Here is a 14,784-nt window from a genome sequence, read left to right as displayed (position 1 = left end):
GCGCCTGAGCCCGCCGTCGCTCCGGCCGAAATCCCGATCCCGGAGCCGCGGGACCTTCATGACCTTGACTGGGATGCGATCCGGCGGGCGGTGGATCCTGCTGCGCTGCGCGCGCGCATGCGTGCGACGGTGGAAGCCATGGAGAGCCTGCTCGACCGCGCCGGCGGTCCCGGTCTGCTTTTTGACCGCGATCGGGCTAGCCCGGACGACCGGTCTATCCAGGTGGCGGAGGTGGATGCCGCGCTCCCGCTATGGATCGTTGGCGACCTGCATGGCGATCTCCTGGCGCTTGAGGCGGCCCTGGCAGCCATCGCGCAGGAGACGCCCGGATCAGGCGCAGAGCAGCCACGGATCGTCTTCCTCGGTGACCTGTTCGACGACGAGGGCTTCGGCCTCGAGACCCTCCTGCGCGTGTTCGAGCTGATCCTTCAGGCGCCGGAGCGGATCTGTGTGATCGCCGGCAACCACGACGTGGCGCTGTCCTATGACGGCGTCCGCTTCGCCTCGAGCGTTTCGCCCGCCGACTTTGCCGATTTCCTGAACGCGCATCTCAGCCATGAATGGATGGAGCGCACGGGCAAGCTGGCGGTCCGGTTTTTCGCGACGGCGCCGCGCGCCCTCTTCCTTCCGGACGGCCTCCTGATCGCCCATGCGGGGTTTCCGCTCGGCGACCTGCATGAGCGGCTCGAAGGGAGCGGCGACTGGAACGACCCGGCCTGTCTTGCGGATTTCACCTGGACCAGGGCGCACCCGACAGCGCGCCGGAAGCTGCCTAACCGCTTCTCGCGCGGAAGTCAGTTCGGCTACCAGGACTTCGCGGCCTTCTGCGATCTGGCTGCCCGGATGGGGCGACCGGTCACGCATATGGTGCGCGGGCATGACCACATCGAAGAGCGATACGCCATTCCCCCTGCCTACCGTGCGCGGCCGCTGCTGACGACCGTAGCGCTTTCGCGCCGCCTGCCCCGCGAGACGTTCGGCCCGCACGAACGGACACCGACGCTCGCGCGCTTCGTCGAGGGCTCCCTTCCGCAGGTGCACCGCTTGCACATTCCCGCGGCGCTGGTCGACGCGATCTTTCCAGATGCGTCAGCAGAGGACAGCGCTGTCGCGAAGCCAAGCCCGGGAGCCTGTCCATGAGCGGTGTTGTCCTGCGATGCCCGAACTGCGGGACCACCCAAACGGCCCAAGGCGAGTGCAGCGCGTGTCATGAGGAGCAGGTCCGCTACTTCTGCACCAACCACGATCCGGGGCAGTGGCTGACCTCCTCCAGATGCCCCCAATGCGGCGCGCAGTTTGGCATGGCCGAGCCGGTGCGCCCGGCCGCCGCGCCGTACCGGAGGCCTGTTGAGCCGGATAGGCCGAGGGTCGCGCCCCGGCCCGCCGCGCCTCCCCCGCCACCAGCCACACCTGCCTCTCCGCCTGTGGCGCATGCTCCCCGGCGCAGGTTTGACCCGTGGGGGTCTCCATCCGCGCCCGCAGAGGGTACTGAGCGGGACGTACTCGCGAGGCGTCTGCGGGACATGCTTGCGGGGGCGGCGCGACGCCGGCGACTGCCGGACACAGGACCCTATGGCGTGGAAGCTCCGCCGGCTCCGGCGGCCAGGGCCGGGTGCCTCGGGCGGGCACTCATGCTGGTGTTCTTTATGTTGGGTCTTCTCCTTCTGCTCGTTGTCCTCGTCGGAGGCCCATTCGTGCAGATTCTGCTCAGCCTTCTCTTGTCATCGGGAGCCGGGAGATGACACGTCTCGAGGATGTACTTGCACCCAGGAGAACCGCGTGGCTTTCCTCATTCGGCAGTCAGCCCAGTGATGGGCCGGCCATTGACGAAGACGCCTGAGGAGCACTGCTCCTGCACCACGGCTGATTGAGCTTGGACGGTCCGGGAAATTACCAGGCGGACTCTCCCGGCCAGGGCGACGTGCTTGTCTGTTTCACTCCGACAGTGACGCAAGAAGAGCCTAAACAGTTCAAGGGGTACGGGCCGTGTTCTGTCAGGCACCGCTTTTACGACCTCCGGTGCCAGCAGCGTCAATTGCAGCAGCTTCCCTGTAGCCCGTGATCCAAGCACTCGACCTGAGTCAACTCGGTGGTGGAGAAAGGCCTGCTTTCGTCCACTTTGAGTTCCGACGGCTGGTCTGACTGGACGGCAGCACTCCCCTGGCCCGAACGACCACTTCCGTCCCCGGCTTTCCCGTAACCAGGCCGGGACTTACGCCCGGGCAAGTCGGCGTTCGAGGAATTCCAGCCGATCCTGTCCCCAGAAGATCTCATCTCCTACGACGTAGCTTGGTGCGCCGAACACACCCCGTGCGAGCGCGTCCTGCGTGTCCTGGGCCCGTCGCTCCGCCCAGCGCTCATCCGAAGCGGATGCCAGGACGGCCGCGGCATCCAGGCCCAACTCGCCGATCAGGGCTTCCAGAACGGCCCTGTCGCCGGTGTTTCGGTCTTCCTCCCACAGGGCCCTGAGTACGCGGTGCGCCAAGGCGAGCGCAGGCCTGTCTCCAAGTGTCTCACGGAGGGCGATAACGCAGCGGGCGGCGGTACTTTCATCGGTGGGAAAGGCGCTTGGGCGGAGATGGATTGGGATACCCAGATGCTCCCGCCACCGTTCCAGCTCCTGCATGCGATAGGCCTGACGCTGCGGCGAGCGCTTGGGCAACGGAAGCCCACCCGAGGCGGGGAAAATGGTGCCGAAGTCCACGGGATAGATGCGCAGGGTGGCTCCGTGGCGCTCTACCATCGCCTCGAGCCGGGCGGCGCCCAGATGTGTCCAGGGTGAGTTCAGCGAGGCGAAGTAGTCGACGTGCAAGCCCATCGCCATTGTTTCCTGCTGCTGCATGTGCGCCGCGGGTGTGGGCAGATTACCCGCCCGCTCGCGCGGGTAACATTTACCTCGCGGACGGCGGTGTGCCCATCAGCTGTAGCTTCGCAACAGTACTTGGGGGCCTGCAGGGTGCTGGTGCGAGTCCGTGATTGTGCCCACCGGAAGGGCCGATTAGCAGGGGGGGCTCGATGGACAAGGATGAGCTGACTGCTTGGGCCGGGCCACTGGCCTGTGCTGCCGTCCTGGTGCTGACAGCGTTCTACGGCTGGCGCACAGGGGCGCGCACCAGGGCTCGCTATGTCCCGAAGTCCCGCTCGCGCGTTGATGCTGCATGATCCTGCGACCTCCGGAGGACGGCACCCGCCTCCTCATTCCCCAACCCTCCCACGCCCTGCTCTCTGGCCAGATGATGGCTGCCTGGGGCGCCCCCGGCTTCGCGCGGCCAGACCCGGCGCCCGAGGTGATCCTCGCTGCCGGGCAGCACGACATTGCCTGGCTCTCCTGGGAAACCGCCCCGACCCTCGATCCGGAGACGGGCCTGCCCCACGCCTTCACCAGCCTCGGTGCGGCGGTCCATGCCCCGATGTGGGCGCGGGGCGTGGAGACGGCCCGCGCCGCCTGGGGCCTCTGGCCTGCCCTGCTGATCTCCCTCCACGGTAGCCGGATCTACACGCAGTACATGGACCCGGAGCGCCTGCCGCACGAGGATCAGGCCGCGATCCACCGCAACGCGGCCAAGGAGGAGGCGCTCCAGGCGGACTGGACTGCCAGGCTCGGCGCGGCGCCCGACCAGGTGGCGCGGAACTCGGCCCTCATCGCAGCGACAGACGCCCTCTCCCTGGCACTCTGCTTCGCTGATCCAAGCAAGGCGGGCGAAGCGCCGATGGAGGATGGCAGCACCTGCCGGATGAACCTTGTGCGGCAGGACACGTGCCGCTGGTCGCTCGACCCCTGGCCCTTCCGCGAGGGCATGCTGACCTTACGCTGCGAGGCGATCCGCCTCCCCCCCGGAACCCGCTGGACCGACCAGGAGGCAATGCGCCGCGACCTGCGCGAAGCACAGTGGGGCACGCTGACGGAGACCCTGGTTCCGCCCTGATGGATCAGGCGGCCGGCGTGGCTGGCTGCGGCACCTGTCAACGATGGCGCCTGCCGCGCCCGCGCACGCCTCATCGCTGAAGGGGCCAAGGAGGTCTCACAACCGGACAGTCAGGCTGGCGTTGGTTACGATCAGGCGCTCTCCAAGAGTCACCACATCCGAATGAGGGAGGCCATTATGATCCCTGACCGGGCAGAGGGCGCCGAATTCGGCGTCGAAACAAGCGCACTGCGAAGCGGAAACGGCAGTTCGGCCGTTGTGGGGCAGGGCGCCCGGAACTCGGGATTCTTCAATGGTGCCGGCTGGCCTGTCAGAACAGGAGAAGGCAGCTTTTGCGCAGGATAGTGATTCTCGGCATCTTCATCGCGCTCCTTGGAGGCGCGGGCTTCTGGGTGCTCTCAACGCCCCGTCCTGCCTTTGTCGAGGCAGAGGCAGCGCGCTTCGAGAACGGGGATGTGGAACATGGGCGAGTTGTCTTTCTGGCGGGGCAATGCGCTTCCTGCCACGCCTCTCCGGGCCAGCCTGACCGATTGCGCCTGGGCGGCGGCCTGGCCCTGGCCTCACCTTTCGGCACCTTCAACCTTCCCAACATCTCGCCGCATCCTCGCGACGGGATCGGGGCCTGGCGCGGGATCGACCTGGCCAATGCTCTGATGTCCGGCGTCTCGCCCAGGGGGACGCATTATTATCCCGCCTTGCCTTACGTCGCCTATGCCCGGATGCGGCCTGAGGAGGTCCGGGACCTCATGGCCTATCTGCGCAGCCTGCCGCCCGTGGAAGGCAAGCAGCCGGCGCACGATCTGCCCCTGCCGTTCCGCTTTCGGCGGGGCATCGGACTTTGGAAACTGCTGTTTCTCGACCGCACAACCATCGCGCATGACCCTGAACGCAGCCCTGAGTGGAACCGCGGGCACTATCTGGTAGAGGCCATGTCGCATTGCGCGGAGTGCCATTCCACGCGCAACCTGCTCTACGCTGTGAAGGAGAGCGCGCGCTTCGCAGGTGGGCCGGACCAAGAGGGTACTGGCTTCGTGCCGAACATCACGCCGCACGCTATCGGAACCTGGTCCGTTGAGCAGGTTGATGCGGTGCTTGCAAAGGGCTGGACCCCTGATCTTCGCAAGACCGGCGGCTCCATGGCTGATGTCGTGCGCAACATGTCGGAACTGCCGGAAGAGGACAGGCGCGCGATTGCCACCTACATTCACAGCCTCCCCTCGCGCCGCACGCCGGGGCTCTCTTCGGATTGAAATGGCTGGCCGCTCGTCATCGCACCGCTACGCACGGCGCCGCCCTTGGATCACCGGGTGTAGAGAAAGGCGGCCACGTCCCGGGCTTCCGCCTCGGTGATACCGGTGCGGGGCATGGCCGAGCGCGGCGAGAGGCTGCGCGGATCCACGATCCAGGCGACGAGGTTATCGGCCGAGTTGCGCACCACGCCGCCCACATAGACCCGTTCCCGCAGTCCGGTGAGCGGGGCGGCCACGCGGCCCGTCGCGCCGGGCACGCCAGGGATGGCGTGGCACCCACCGCAGCCGTAGCGGATCATCAGTTCCGGCGCGCGAGAGGGGTCCCCGCCGGTGATGGCATGGGCAACCTGCCGCTGCTCGCTTCGCTGCAGCGCCGTGATGCCGAAGACGATGCAGGCGGCGAACAGCAGGGCGGCGGCCATGGAAAGGAACAGGACGCGGCGGCGGGGAAGCTGGATGGCAGGCGCTGTGGTGGCGACAGGCTGGTCCGTGGTGCCGCGCCAGGCAGCCCATCCGAGCAGGCCGATCGCCAGGAGGCGGAGGGCGTTCCTAGGGCGCATGTGCGACCTTCCCGCCCCGGCCTGCGCGGCTGATCCAGGAGGCCGTGAAGCCGAGCGCGGCCGCCACATAGATGGTGCCAGCCGGGATCCACATCACCAGACCCGCCAGCTGCTGGTCCTCCAGCGGGGTGAGGCCCCAGAGGCCGGCCTGCGCGGTCTGCGTGGTGTAGAGCACGCGCGGCGCAAGGGCCATCAGCGCCCCCAGCACGCCCGTGTGCATCATGGTGACGAAGAGGTGGAGCGCGGCGGAGCCCGCGGAACATCGGCGCAGCAGGGCCCACCAGAAGATGAGGGCTGTGAGGATGAAGCTGAGATGTTGCAGCCGATGCAGCAGGGATACGACCACCGCCGCGTCGAAGAGCACGGGGATGTGCCAGGCCCATATGGCCACGCCATGCGCCAGGGTGGCGAAGACAGGCGCGGTGACTGCCAGCCAGGCCGCGCGCATCGGGCGGGTGCGGCCGATGCGCCCCAGGGCATGGCGCCAGCGGGCGGGAAGCGCCCAGGCGAGCGCGCCGGCGGGACGAGCGAGGACTAGGAGCGGCGCGGCCACGGCCATGACGATCTCATGCTCGATCATGTGCAGCGTGAAGACGCGTTCCCCGAACCAGTGCAGCGGCGAGAGGAGCGCGCCGGCCATGAAGAGCCAGCCAGCGAGATAGGTGGAGAGCTGCCACGGGCGGATGCCGCGCCCATACCCGGCGCGGCTCCACAAGCGGGCGGTGCCGGCCAGATAGAGGGCGAGGGATACCAGCAACGGGGTGAGCACCCAGGGATCGAAGGTCCAGCCAGGGCCGTGCTCGTGTTGCTCGCCGCCATGCGCCCAGGCGGCATGAGGCAGGAGGAGCAGCGCCGTGAGGGCGGGGGCGGCTAGCGCGCGCATGCGCTGATCACCAGTGTGGCAAGGCTCTGCAGCAGCAGGGCGAAGGCAATGATCAGCCCGGTCAGCGCACCGAGCGAGCCGATGAAACCTGGCATCCCCGCTCCGCTGCGCCGCAGCCCCGAGGCGCGCCAGGACAGCCAGGCGCCGAGAAGGGAAAGAAGGACGGCTGCTCCGGACAGGAAGGGGCCCGGCCGGAGGGAAGCCCCGCATTCCGCATAGGGGAGCGTCAGGCCAAGCTGCGTATTTGCCAGCAAGGCCGCCGGGCCCATGACCAGCCCCGCCCAGGCCAGCAGTACCGGATGCGCGGGCGGCGGCGTCACAGCCGGGGTATCCCATAGAGGCAGGCATAGACAGGCAGCCAGGTAAGGGTGACGAAGTTCCAGTACAGGGCATTGTCCTGCACGTCGCCGTAGCGGCGCTTGTTGTCCCCGTGCCGGGTGAACATCACGGCGGCCAATACGAAGGTGTCCGCCACGTCGGTAACAAGATGCGTGGTGTGCAGGCCCAGCAGCAGCCAGGTGATGGAACCATAGGCGTTGCTGTCCCAGGACATGTTGAGCGCGCTGAACTCGAACACCCGCAGCGCCAGCGGCACCAGGCCGAGGACCGACATCAGCACGATCCCGATCCGCACTTTCCGCAGATCCTCCTCTCCCGCCCAGCGGGAGAGGAGGAGGTTGGGCACGATACTGATCACGAACACGGCGGTGACGGCGGTGCCCCAGAGCGGATCCGGCGGCACGCCGCCCGGAGGCCATTCGGCGGCCACGCTGACGAGGTAGAGATAGGAGCCGATCGCCAAGGCGAAGCCCATGCCCTCGATCAGCATGAAGGCCAGCGTGCCCCACCAGGTCAGGCTGGCGGTGCCCGATCCGTGCAGGGGCAGGCGCGAAAGGTCGGTGATGATCCGCTGGTTCATGAATCATCCTCCGGCGTGCCGCGTGGCCAGAACCAGCCGATGAGCCCGATGGCCACGGGAATGGAGCCCCAGACCACGGCCCATGGCGTGAAGATGGAGCCGACAAGCATGATCGTGGTGGCGATGGCCGAGAGGAAGGGCCAGATGGAGTTGCCTGGCGAGGTTTCGCGCACTTCCGGCTCTGCATCGGCGGTGGTGGTGACGAGAAGCTCTCGCCTGTTGACGCTGAGGCCGGAGGCAACCGGCAGCGACTGGCCTTGGTCCCAGATCGGGTTGGCGCTGCTCACCACCGGGATGCGCGCGAAGTTATAGGGCGGCGGTGGTGAAGAGGTGGCCCATTCCAGGGTGGCCGCGCCCCAGGGATTGTCCCCGGCGGCTTCTCCCGAACGGGTGCTGCGGATGGCGTTGAAGGCAAAGAGCGCGAAGCCCAGCGCCAGCGCGATGGAGCAGAGGCTGACAAAGAGGTTCATCCCGCCCCAGGGAAGATCCATCTGATAGGTGTAGATGCGCCGCGGCATGCCCTGCAGGCCGAGGATATGCATGGGGAAGAAGGTGAAGTTGAAGCCGAGGAAGAGCAGCGCGACGGACCACCGGCCCAGCCGCTCGCTCATCATCCGCCCGGTCATCTTCGGGAACCAGTAGGTGATCGCGGCCAGCAGCGGAAAGACCGCGCCGCCCACCAGCACATAGTGGAAATGCGCGACGACGAAGTAGGTGTCATGCACCTGGGTGTCGAGCGGGACCGAGGCGACCATCACGCCTGTCAGCCCGCCCAGGACGAAGGTGAAGAAGAAGGCGAGGATGAAGAGGAAGGGCACGCGCCAGACCGGCCGGCCGAGCCAGATCGTGGCGAGCCAGCAGAAGATCTGAACTCCGGCCGGCACGGCGATGGCCATGGATGAGGCGGTGAAAAAGCTTTCTCCGACGCGTGGCAGGCCCGTGGTGAACATGTGGTGGACCCAGAGGCCGAAGGAGAGCAGGCCGATGCTGACCATCGCCAGCACGAGGGCCAGGTAGCCGAAGACCGGGCGCCGCACGAAGGTGGGCAGCATGGAGGAGATCATGCCGGTGGCCGGCAGGAAGATGATGTAGACCTCCGGGTGGCCGAAGAACCAGAACAGGTGCTGCCAGAGCAGCGCATCGCCCCCTTCGGATGGGTTGTAGAAATGCGTGCCCACCAGCCTGTCCAGGATGAGCATGGTGCTGGCGAGCACGATGGCCGGCATGGCGAGGATCACCACGAGCGAGGTGACGAAGCTCGCCCAGACGAAGAGCGGGATGCGGTCCAGCCTCATGCCCGGGGCGCGCTGCTTCAGCACCGTCACCACGATCTCTACCGAGATGGCGAGGGCCGCGATCTCGGTGAAGGTGATCATCTGGGCCCAGATATCGACCCGCTTCCCAGGCGAGTATTGCGGCCCGGAGAGGGGGACATAGGCGAACCAGCCGACATCCGGCCCCATGTCCAGCACGAAGGCCACCCAGAGCACGAGCCCGCCGGCCAGGTAGATCCAGTAGGAGAAGGCGTTGAGGCGCGGGAAGGCGATGTTGCGCGTGCCCAGCATCAACGGAACCAGCAGAACCCCCACCGCCTCCATCACCGGCACGGCGAAGAGGAACATCATGGTGGAGCCGTGGATGGTGAAGATCTGGTTGTAGAGATCCGGCCCGATCAGACCTGCTTCGGGGCGCGAGAGCTGCCAGCGCATCAGCATCGCCAGGATGCCGCCCAGGAACAGGAAGGCAAAGGCGGTGATGATGTAGCGCACCGCGATCCGCTTGTGGTCCACCGTGGTGAAGAAGCCGATCAGGCCCGGGGGCGTGCGCCAGGTATGCGCCAGGCGCGCATGCAGCAGCTTCTCCTCCAGCGCGGTGTCGCGAAGGTCGCGATCCTTGAGCGCCGCGGTCAACGCAGCCTCGTCAGATAGGCGGAGACGGCCTGCAACTCGTCTGCGGTCAGGGGCACCATGGGCATGTTGCTGCCGGGCTTGATGGATTGCGGATCGGCCACCCAGGCGGCGAGGCTGCCGCGCGTGGTGGGCAGCATGCCGGCGGCGATGAACTGGCGGCTGCCGACATGGGTAAGGTCGGGGCCGAGATTGCCTGCGGCCTGGGTGCCGCGCACCGTGTGGCAGGCGCCGCATGCCTTGCTTTCCAGGATGCGGCGGCCTTCGTCCTCTTCCGGCCCGTGGGGGCGCGCGGCCTCGGCGACCTGCGCCGTCCGCCAGCGCTCGAAAGCCTCCGGCGGTTCGGCCACCACGTGCAGGGCCATATGGGCGTGCTGCAGACCGCAGAATTCAGCGCATTGGGCGCGGTAGGTGCCGGGCTTCCGGGCGGTGAAGGCCAGGCTGTTGGCGCGGCCGGGGATCATGTCCTGCTTTCCGGACAGATTGGGAACCCAGAAGGAATGAATGACATCAGCGGCCGCCAGTTCGATCCGCACGAGGCGGCCGGTGGGGACGTGGATCTCGTTCGCGGTGATGAAGTTCTGGTCCGGGCGGGGATCGGCATAGGTCGCCTCCCACCACCACTGGTAGCCGCGCAGGCGGATCACCAGAGCATCCTCGGCATGGGCGGAGATGCTGCGGGTGGCGAGAAAGCTGGCGACGGTGAGGCCGGCGACGATCACCACGGTCGCGGCCACCGCGCCGCCGATCGCGCGCGCGGAGTGCTGCATGGCCCGCTCCTGCCGCGCCTTCCCATCCGGCGGGCGGCGCAGCAGGGCCGCCAGCAGCACCAGCATGACAGCGAGCCAGACCAGGGCGCAGGTGATGGTGAACAGCCAGAACAGCCCGTGCAGGTCATCCGCAACCGGGCCGCGCGGTGCCAGGGCCGATTGCCAGCCCGTGCAGCCCGCGAGCAGCCCGGCTGACAGGAGCGGTAGGAGCCGCCTCATGGCCCGCCTTCATAGGGGGAGGGGAGGCGCGACATGGCAGGGGCGCGGTTCTCCGCAGGGCGCGTCTGCATGGCATCGTTCCGGCTGGGAGCCGCCCCACTCGCCCGAGTGGCGCCAAGGCTCTGGATGTAGCCGGTGAGTTGCCAGATCTGTTCGGGGGTCATTCGGTCACGGAAGGCGGGCATGCCATTCGGCCTGCCGTCGCGGATGGAGAGGAAAATGGAAACGGCGTCCGGGCCGTAGCGCCACCAGCCATTCATCAGGGCAGGGCCTGTGCCGCCGCCGCCATCGGCGTGGCAACCTTGGCAGTTGAAGCCGGCATAGAGCCGTTTTCCCTGGCTCAGCTGATAGGCGTTTGTGCGGTACGGATCCCCTGTGATCGTGATCACCCGGGGCGGTCGCCCGTTGATGCCGACAGGCAAGACCTCGACCCTGTCGAGCGACTCTGCGATGGCAGGATCAAGGCGGTACTGGCGCTGCTCGCGCTTGCAGCCCGCGAGCAGCAGGAGGGTGAGGAAGGCGGCGTGCCAGGGCTTCATGGCAGGCCGAAGACGAGAAGCAGGCCGCCCGGCTCGCGCGGGGGGGGCAAGTCCCGCAGCGCATGGGCCATGCCGGAATCGGCGCTGGCGTCCCGCATGTCGATCTCGCGGCCCGCTCCGCGCCCATCGCCGGCCAGCACGGCGAGATAGGGCCTGCCATCGCGGCCGCGGAAGGCGAGGGGGCGGCTGACGATCCCCGTTCCCGCATCGTAGCGCCACAGCTCCCGCCCGGTGCGCGCGTCCCGCGCCTTCAACCAGCCATCACGCGTGCCGTAGAGAACCACGCCGTCGGGCAGGGCCAGCACGCCACCGCCCAGGGGGTAAGCCTCCTCGGCCGTCCAGGCCGGCCGTGCCGCGGCCGGGTCCCCAGGCCACCAGCGCGCCACGCGGCTGGCCTGGCCGTGCTCCCAGGCGGATGTTCGCCCCGGTGTAGCCGGTGCCGCGGATATAGGAGGCGTCGCGGAACTCGATATCCATGCAGAGCCGGCTGGCGGGCAGGAAGAGCAGCCCAGCCTCGGCCAGGAAATCCGGCTCGCCTCCCAGCGCACCGGGGCGGCCCGGGCAGACATTCCGCAGCATGCCGTTCCCTTCGAGCCGCTTGGCCTCGTTCCAGCGCGGGCGCCCCGTGGCCAGGTCCACCCCCTCGGTCGCGTTCACCGCCACGAAGGGCTCGGCGGAGAGGATCTCGCCGCTGCCAGGGTCGAGCAGGTAGACGCGGCCATTCGGGTCAGGATGGATCAGCAGGCGCCGGCGCTGCCCCTCCCAGGGGAACTCGGCGAGGATATTGGCGGTCGCGCTGCCCAGGGCGTGCGGGTCATGCGGGCTGAAGCCGGTGAACCAGCGGGCCTCTCCCGTAGCGGGATCGCGGGCGAAGAGGCCGGCAGTCCATTTGTTGTCCCCCGCCCGCCGCGCCGGATTCCAGGGTGCGGCATGACCGGTTCCGTGGAAGAGGAGGTTCAGCGTGGGATCGAGCAGGATGGGCCCGGAGACTCCTCCTCCGCCTTGCTGCCAGGCGGAGGGCGGCCAGCTGACCTTTCCAAGATCCTCTCCCAGTTCGCCTGGATAGCGCGGCCGGAAGCCCTGGCCGATTCCAACTTCGGAGTCCGGGCCGGTGCTGTGACGCTGCCAGAGAAGGTGTCCCGTCGCTGCATCACGGGCAGCCACCCAGCCGCGTGCCCCGAAATCGTCCCCTGCATTGCCGAGGAAGATCCGCTCATTCCGTATCAGTGGCGCTGCACCCAGGGTTTCTCCCTGCCCTGGATCGGCCGCGGTCACGGTCCAGCGCAGGGCGCCGCTCGCAGCGTCCAGCGCGGTCAGGCGCCCGTCGAGCGAAGCGACGTACAGGCTATCTCCCTGCGACGAGAGACCACCCACGGCGCCGCAGCAGGCCAGCCCGACTGCGCGCCCGTCTGCTTCGGGCGTGTGCCGCCAGAGGGGAGGCGCGCTGGGCTGCATAGGGTCCAAGGCAAGCACTTCATGGGGGAAAGGAGTGAGGACAAAGAGAAGGCCTCCAGCGGCGACCGGGGCTACCTGATGGGGCTCTGGGCGGCCTGTTGGGCGGGCGAGGACAACGCGCAGTGAGGCCACATTGGCAGCGGTAATCGCCTCCCCACGCCCCTCCTGAGCGAGGGCGGGCATTCCGATCAAGGCCGCAAGTAGGCACAGGGTCATGCGAGCGGCGAGCTGTGCCCACCCAGGATGCCGCACGGCGTGATGCAGCGGGCCCATGCCCTGTGTTGTCCCCCAGCTGACGTATCCATTAGCCGAAACGCTGGATCGGAGCAGAGTTGCTGGAATCGGAGCGCAAAACGACATCGAAGCTCCAATAGCGGTCAAGGAGCCATTGTGACGGCCTGGAGGGGACGGGCTGGCCGGCGAGGCTGCCCTCGGGTCTTCGCGGACGGGGCGATCCCGTGCGTGCTGACGCCAAAGGTCTTCTTGCAAGTCCTGTTGCGAGCGGCCCTGGGCCTTGCGGGAAGCCTGATCTGCCTCACTGGCCTGGACTGGCGCAGAACGCTGGCGAGCTCCGTTTCGCACATCGCGGCTCGGTGAGGCACCTGAGGCAGCGCTCTACGCCACCAGCCATGGCGCGAGCTGCGAAGTTGTGCTGACGACTTGACCCAGCGACAGCCCTGTCCTTCACCGCCTGGAGAGATTCGTCACCATGTACGATGTCATCGTGGTCGGCGCCGGTTCGGCTGGAGCTGCCCTTGCTGCGCGTCTCTCGGAGGACCCCTGGCGCCGCGTTCTGCTGCTGGAGGCCGGCCGCGACTGGCGCCCGGCGGAGGCGCCGGCCGCGCTACGCAGCCCCAATATCGTGCCCTTCATGCACGACCCCCGGCATCAGGCGGAATGGCAGTGGCCCGGCCTGATGGCCCGCCGCACCCGGGCGCAGGCGCCGAAATTCTACTGGCGCGGCAGGACCATGGGCGGGTCGTCCACCGTCAATGCCCAGATCGCGATCCGCGGGGTGCCCGCCGCCTTCGATACCTGGGCCGAGATAGGCTGCGAGGGATGGTCCGCCGCAGAGGTGATGCCGCTCTTCGACCGGATTGAGGACGACGCAGATTTCGGCGTGCCGGGCCGGCGGCAGGGCGGGCCGCTGCCTGTCTGGCGCATGCCCGAGGCGGAATGGGGGGCGGTGGACCTGGCCCTGCGCGACGCCGCGCTGCTGGGCGGCTATCCCCTGAAGCCGGATCTGAACGCGCCGGAAGGCGAAGGAGTCTCCTGCAACCCGATCAACCTGCGTGGGGGCGTGCGGGTGACGACGAACGACGCCTATCTGGAGCCCGCGCGGGGGCGCGCGAATCTGGAGATCCGGGGCGAGGCTCTGGTGGATCGGGTGCTGTTCGAAGGACACGGCGTCCGCGGCGTCCGCGTTCGCTTCGGCGGTGGTGCGTGGGAGGAGATCGGCGCCCGGGAAGTGGTCCTCTCGGCCGGCGCGATCCACAGCCCCTGCCTTCTGATGCGCAGCGGCATTGGACCGGCGGCGACGCTGCGTGACCTCGGCATCCCGGTCCTGCATGACCAGCCTGCGGTGGGGCAGCACCTGATGGACCACCCCATCCTGCGTGCGAGCCTGGCCCTCAGGCCTGAGTTTCGCGCGGGGCATCCGGATGCCCGCCACACCAACCTCTGCGTTACCTACAGCAGCCGCCTCGGGGGTGGCGGCGAGCGGGACATGATCATGGTCGCGTATAACCATCGCGGCCTGGTGGAGGGCGGCGTGTCGCCAGCCGGCGGCATCGGGGTTGCGCTCTACGACGCCTTCTCCCGGGGCGAGATACGCCTGACCTCGGCGGAACCGGATGCGCAACCGGTTATCGATGAGAACATGCTGGACCATCCGGCCGACCGGTTGCGGATGCGCGACGGCGTTCGGCGCCTGGCGCGTCTTTGTGGGCTGGAGCCCGTGGCCCGGATCGCGGACGCGATCACCTTCGGGGAGACCGGATTGGCCATGACGGAAGCGGCGGCCCTGCCCGACGCTGAGTTGGACGCCCTGATGCTTCAGGAAGCCGGAGATATCCAGCACGCGGCCGGCACCTGCCGGATGACCGTCCACGAGGATCCGCGAGGTGTGGTGGATCCGGACCTGGTTGTACGCGGTGTCCGCGGGTTGAGGGTGGCGGACGCATCCATCATGCCCACGGACTGCCGCGCCAATCTGCATTTCACCTGTGTCATGATCGGAGAGATGGCCGCGCAGCGCATGCGGACAGCAAAGCCAATGTGAGTCGAGAGCATTCCGCGCCGATCAGGTTGAGTGACGCTCATTCCGCCACTTTCATCAGCGCCGGCTGACCCACCC

The 14,784-nt window shown here is 68.0% G+C and carries 15 protein-coding genes; 5 read left to right on the top strand and 10 right to left on the bottom strand.

Annotated elements, in window-relative coordinates:
• Nucleotides 1-117: 117 nt before the first annotated feature.
• Nucleotides 118-1,140, top strand: a complete 1,023-nt coding sequence (locus tag J8J14_RS11540) for a metallophosphoesterase (protein WP_209379648.1) — start codon at nucleotides 118-120, stop codon at nucleotides 1,138-1,140.
• A 1,072-nt stretch (nucleotides 1,141-2,212) separates the two neighbouring features.
• Here J8J14_RS11540 and J8J14_RS11535 read toward each other — a convergent pair.
• The gene (locus J8J14_RS11535) at nucleotides 2,213-2,842 is read right to left on the bottom strand and encodes a 2-hydroxychromene-2-carboxylate isomerase (RefSeq protein ID WP_209379647.1); all 630 of its coding nucleotides are present in this window, start codon (nucleotides 2,840-2,842) and stop codon (nucleotides 2,213-2,215) included.
• Between the two features lie 316 nt (nucleotides 2,843-3,158).
• Here J8J14_RS11535 and J8J14_RS11530 point away from each other — a divergent pair, with 316 nt between their 5' ends.
• Together J8J14_RS11530 and J8J14_RS11525 are read left to right on the top strand one after the other, a co-directional pair.
• Nucleotides 3,159-3,926, top strand: a complete 768-nt coding sequence (locus J8J14_RS11530) for a DUF3891 family protein (RefSeq protein WP_209379646.1) — start codon at nucleotides 3,159-3,161, stop codon at nucleotides 3,924-3,926.
• A 344-nt stretch (nucleotides 3,927-4,270) separates the two neighbouring features.
• Nucleotides 4,271-5,176 (top strand): c-type cytochrome, encoded by a 906-nt coding sequence (locus tag J8J14_RS11525; RefSeq protein WP_342452436.1) that lies wholly within the window; start codon nucleotides 4,271-4,273, stop codon nucleotides 5,174-5,176.
• A gap of 50 nt (nucleotides 5,177-5,226) precedes the next feature.
• Here J8J14_RS11525 and J8J14_RS11520 read toward each other — a convergent pair whose 3' ends face one another.
• The 9 genes from J8J14_RS11520 to J8J14_RS11480 are packed head-to-tail and all read right to left on the bottom strand — an operon-like array spanning nucleotide 5,227 to nucleotide 12,611.
• Complete coding sequence (locus J8J14_RS11520) at nucleotides 5,227-5,736, bottom strand: c-type cytochrome (RefSeq protein ID WP_245215671.1); 510 nt, start codon at nucleotides 5,734-5,736, stop codon at nucleotides 5,227-5,229.
• Nucleotides 5,726-6,619, bottom strand: coding sequence for a cytochrome c oxidase assembly protein (locus J8J14_RS11515; RefSeq protein ID WP_209379645.1), 894 nt, complete (start codon nucleotides 6,617-6,619; stop codon nucleotides 5,726-5,728). The genes J8J14_RS11520 and J8J14_RS11515 overlap by 11 nt, the downstream gene beginning before the upstream one ends.
• Complete coding sequence (locus J8J14_RS11510; protein ID WP_209379644.1) at nucleotides 6,607-6,939, bottom strand: hypothetical protein; 333 nt, start codon at nucleotides 6,937-6,939, stop codon at nucleotides 6,607-6,609. The genes J8J14_RS11515 and J8J14_RS11510 overlap by 13 nt, the downstream gene beginning before the upstream one ends.
• Complete coding sequence (locus J8J14_RS11505; protein ID WP_245215670.1) at nucleotides 6,936-7,538, bottom strand: cytochrome c oxidase subunit 3; 603 nt, start codon at nucleotides 7,536-7,538, stop codon at nucleotides 6,936-6,938. The genes J8J14_RS11510 and J8J14_RS11505 overlap by 4 nt, the downstream gene beginning before the upstream one ends.
• On the bottom strand, nucleotides 7,535-9,448 hold the full coding sequence (gene ctaD, locus J8J14_RS11500; protein WP_209379643.1) for a cytochrome c oxidase subunit I: 1,914 nt from the start codon (nucleotides 9,446-9,448) through the stop codon (nucleotides 7,535-7,537). The genes J8J14_RS11505 and ctaD overlap by 4 nt, the downstream gene beginning before the upstream one ends.
• On the bottom strand, nucleotides 9,445-10,434 hold the full coding sequence (gene coxB / locus J8J14_RS11495; RefSeq protein ID WP_209379642.1) for a cytochrome c oxidase subunit II: 990 nt from the start codon (nucleotides 10,432-10,434) through the stop codon (nucleotides 9,445-9,447). The genes ctaD and coxB overlap by 4 nt, the downstream gene beginning before the upstream one ends.
• On the bottom strand, nucleotides 10,431-10,973 hold the full coding sequence (locus J8J14_RS11490; RefSeq protein WP_209379641.1) for a c-type cytochrome: 543 nt from the start codon (nucleotides 10,971-10,973) through the stop codon (nucleotides 10,431-10,433). The genes coxB and J8J14_RS11490 overlap by 4 nt, the downstream gene beginning before the upstream one ends.
• On the bottom strand, nucleotides 10,970-11,278 hold the full coding sequence (locus tag J8J14_RS11485) for a PQQ-binding-like beta-propeller repeat protein (protein ID WP_209379640.1): 309 nt from the start codon (nucleotides 11,276-11,278) through the stop codon (nucleotides 10,970-10,972). Before J8J14_RS11485 ends, J8J14_RS11490 begins: the two co-directional genes overlap by 4 nt.
• Nucleotides 11,235-12,611 (bottom strand): outer membrane protein assembly factor BamB family protein, encoded by a 1,377-nt coding sequence (locus tag J8J14_RS11480; protein WP_456307512.1) that lies wholly within the window; start codon nucleotides 12,609-12,611, stop codon nucleotides 11,235-11,237. The genes J8J14_RS11485 and J8J14_RS11480 overlap by 44 nt, the downstream gene beginning before the upstream one ends.
• Before the next feature lie 60 nt (nucleotides 12,612-12,671).
• On the opposite strand from J8J14_RS11480, the gene J8J14_RS25755 reads away from it, so the two are divergent.
• Both J8J14_RS25755 and J8J14_RS11470 read left to right on the top strand, forming a co-directional pair.
• Nucleotides 12,672-13,025, top strand: a complete 354-nt coding sequence (locus J8J14_RS25755; protein ID WP_408895880.1) for a transposase — start codon at nucleotides 12,672-12,674, stop codon at nucleotides 13,023-13,025.
• Between the two features lie 112 nt (nucleotides 13,026-13,137).
• Nucleotides 13,138-14,709 carry a GMC family oxidoreductase gene (locus J8J14_RS11470; protein WP_209379637.1) on the top strand — a complete coding sequence of 524 codons (1,572 nt, stop codon included), beginning with the start codon at nucleotides 13,138-13,140 and terminating at the stop codon, nucleotides 14,707-14,709.
• Nucleotides 14,710-14,784: the final 75 nt, after the last annotated feature.

Source organism: Pararoseomonas baculiformis (assembly GCF_017813395.1).
Taxonomy (GTDB): domain Bacteria; phylum Pseudomonadota; class Alphaproteobacteria; order Acetobacterales; family Acetobacteraceae; genus Roseomonas; species Roseomonas baculiformis.
Note: the sequence above shows the minus strand (reverse complement) of the source record. Positions and strands in the feature narration are given on the sequence as shown.

What these genes read in the sequence shown, in the direction of transcription:
- J8J14_RS11540 (WP_209379648.1), top strand. Translation starts at nt 118, where the DNA reads ATGCGTGCGACGGTGGAAGCCATGGAGAGCCTGCTCGACCGCGCCGGC.
- J8J14_RS11535 (WP_209379647.1), bottom strand. Translation starts at nt 2,842, where the DNA reads ATGCAGCAGCAGGAAACAATGGCGATGGGCTTGCACGTCGACTACTTC.
- J8J14_RS11530 (WP_209379646.1), top strand. Translation starts at nt 3,159, where the DNA reads ATGATCCTGCGACCTCCGGAGGACGGCACCCGCCTCCTCATTCCCCAA.
- J8J14_RS11520 (WP_245215671.1), bottom strand. Translation starts at nt 5,736, where the DNA reads ATGCGCCCTAGGAACGCCCTCCGCCTCCTGGCGATCGGCCTGCTCGGA.
- J8J14_RS11515 (WP_209379645.1), bottom strand. Translation starts at nt 6,619, where the DNA reads ATGCGCGCGCTAGCCGCCCCCGCCCTCACGGCGCTGCTCCTCCTGCCT.
- J8J14_RS11505 (WP_245215670.1), bottom strand. Translation starts at nt 7,538, where the DNA reads ATGAACCAGCGGATCATCACCGACCTTTCGCGCCTGCCCCTGCACGGA.
- coxB (WP_209379642.1), bottom strand. Translation starts at nt 10,434, where the DNA reads ATGAGGCGGCTCCTACCGCTCCTGTCAGCCGGGCTGCTCGCGGGCTGC.
- J8J14_RS11490 (WP_209379641.1), bottom strand. Translation starts at nt 10,973, where the DNA reads ATGAAGCCCTGGCACGCCGCCTTCCTCACCCTCCTGCTGCTCGCGGGC.
- J8J14_RS11480 (WP_456307512.1), bottom strand. Translation starts at nt 12,611, where the DNA reads ATGCCCGCCCTCGCTCAGGAGGGGCGTGGGGAGGCGATTACCGCTGCC.
- J8J14_RS25755 (WP_408895880.1), top strand. Translation starts at nt 12,672, where the DNA reads ATGCCGCACGGCGTGATGCAGCGGGCCCATGCCCTGTGTTGTCCCCCA.
- J8J14_RS11470 (WP_209379637.1), top strand. Translation starts at nt 13,138, where the DNA reads ATGTACGATGTCATCGTGGTCGGCGCCGGTTCGGCTGGAGCTGCCCTT.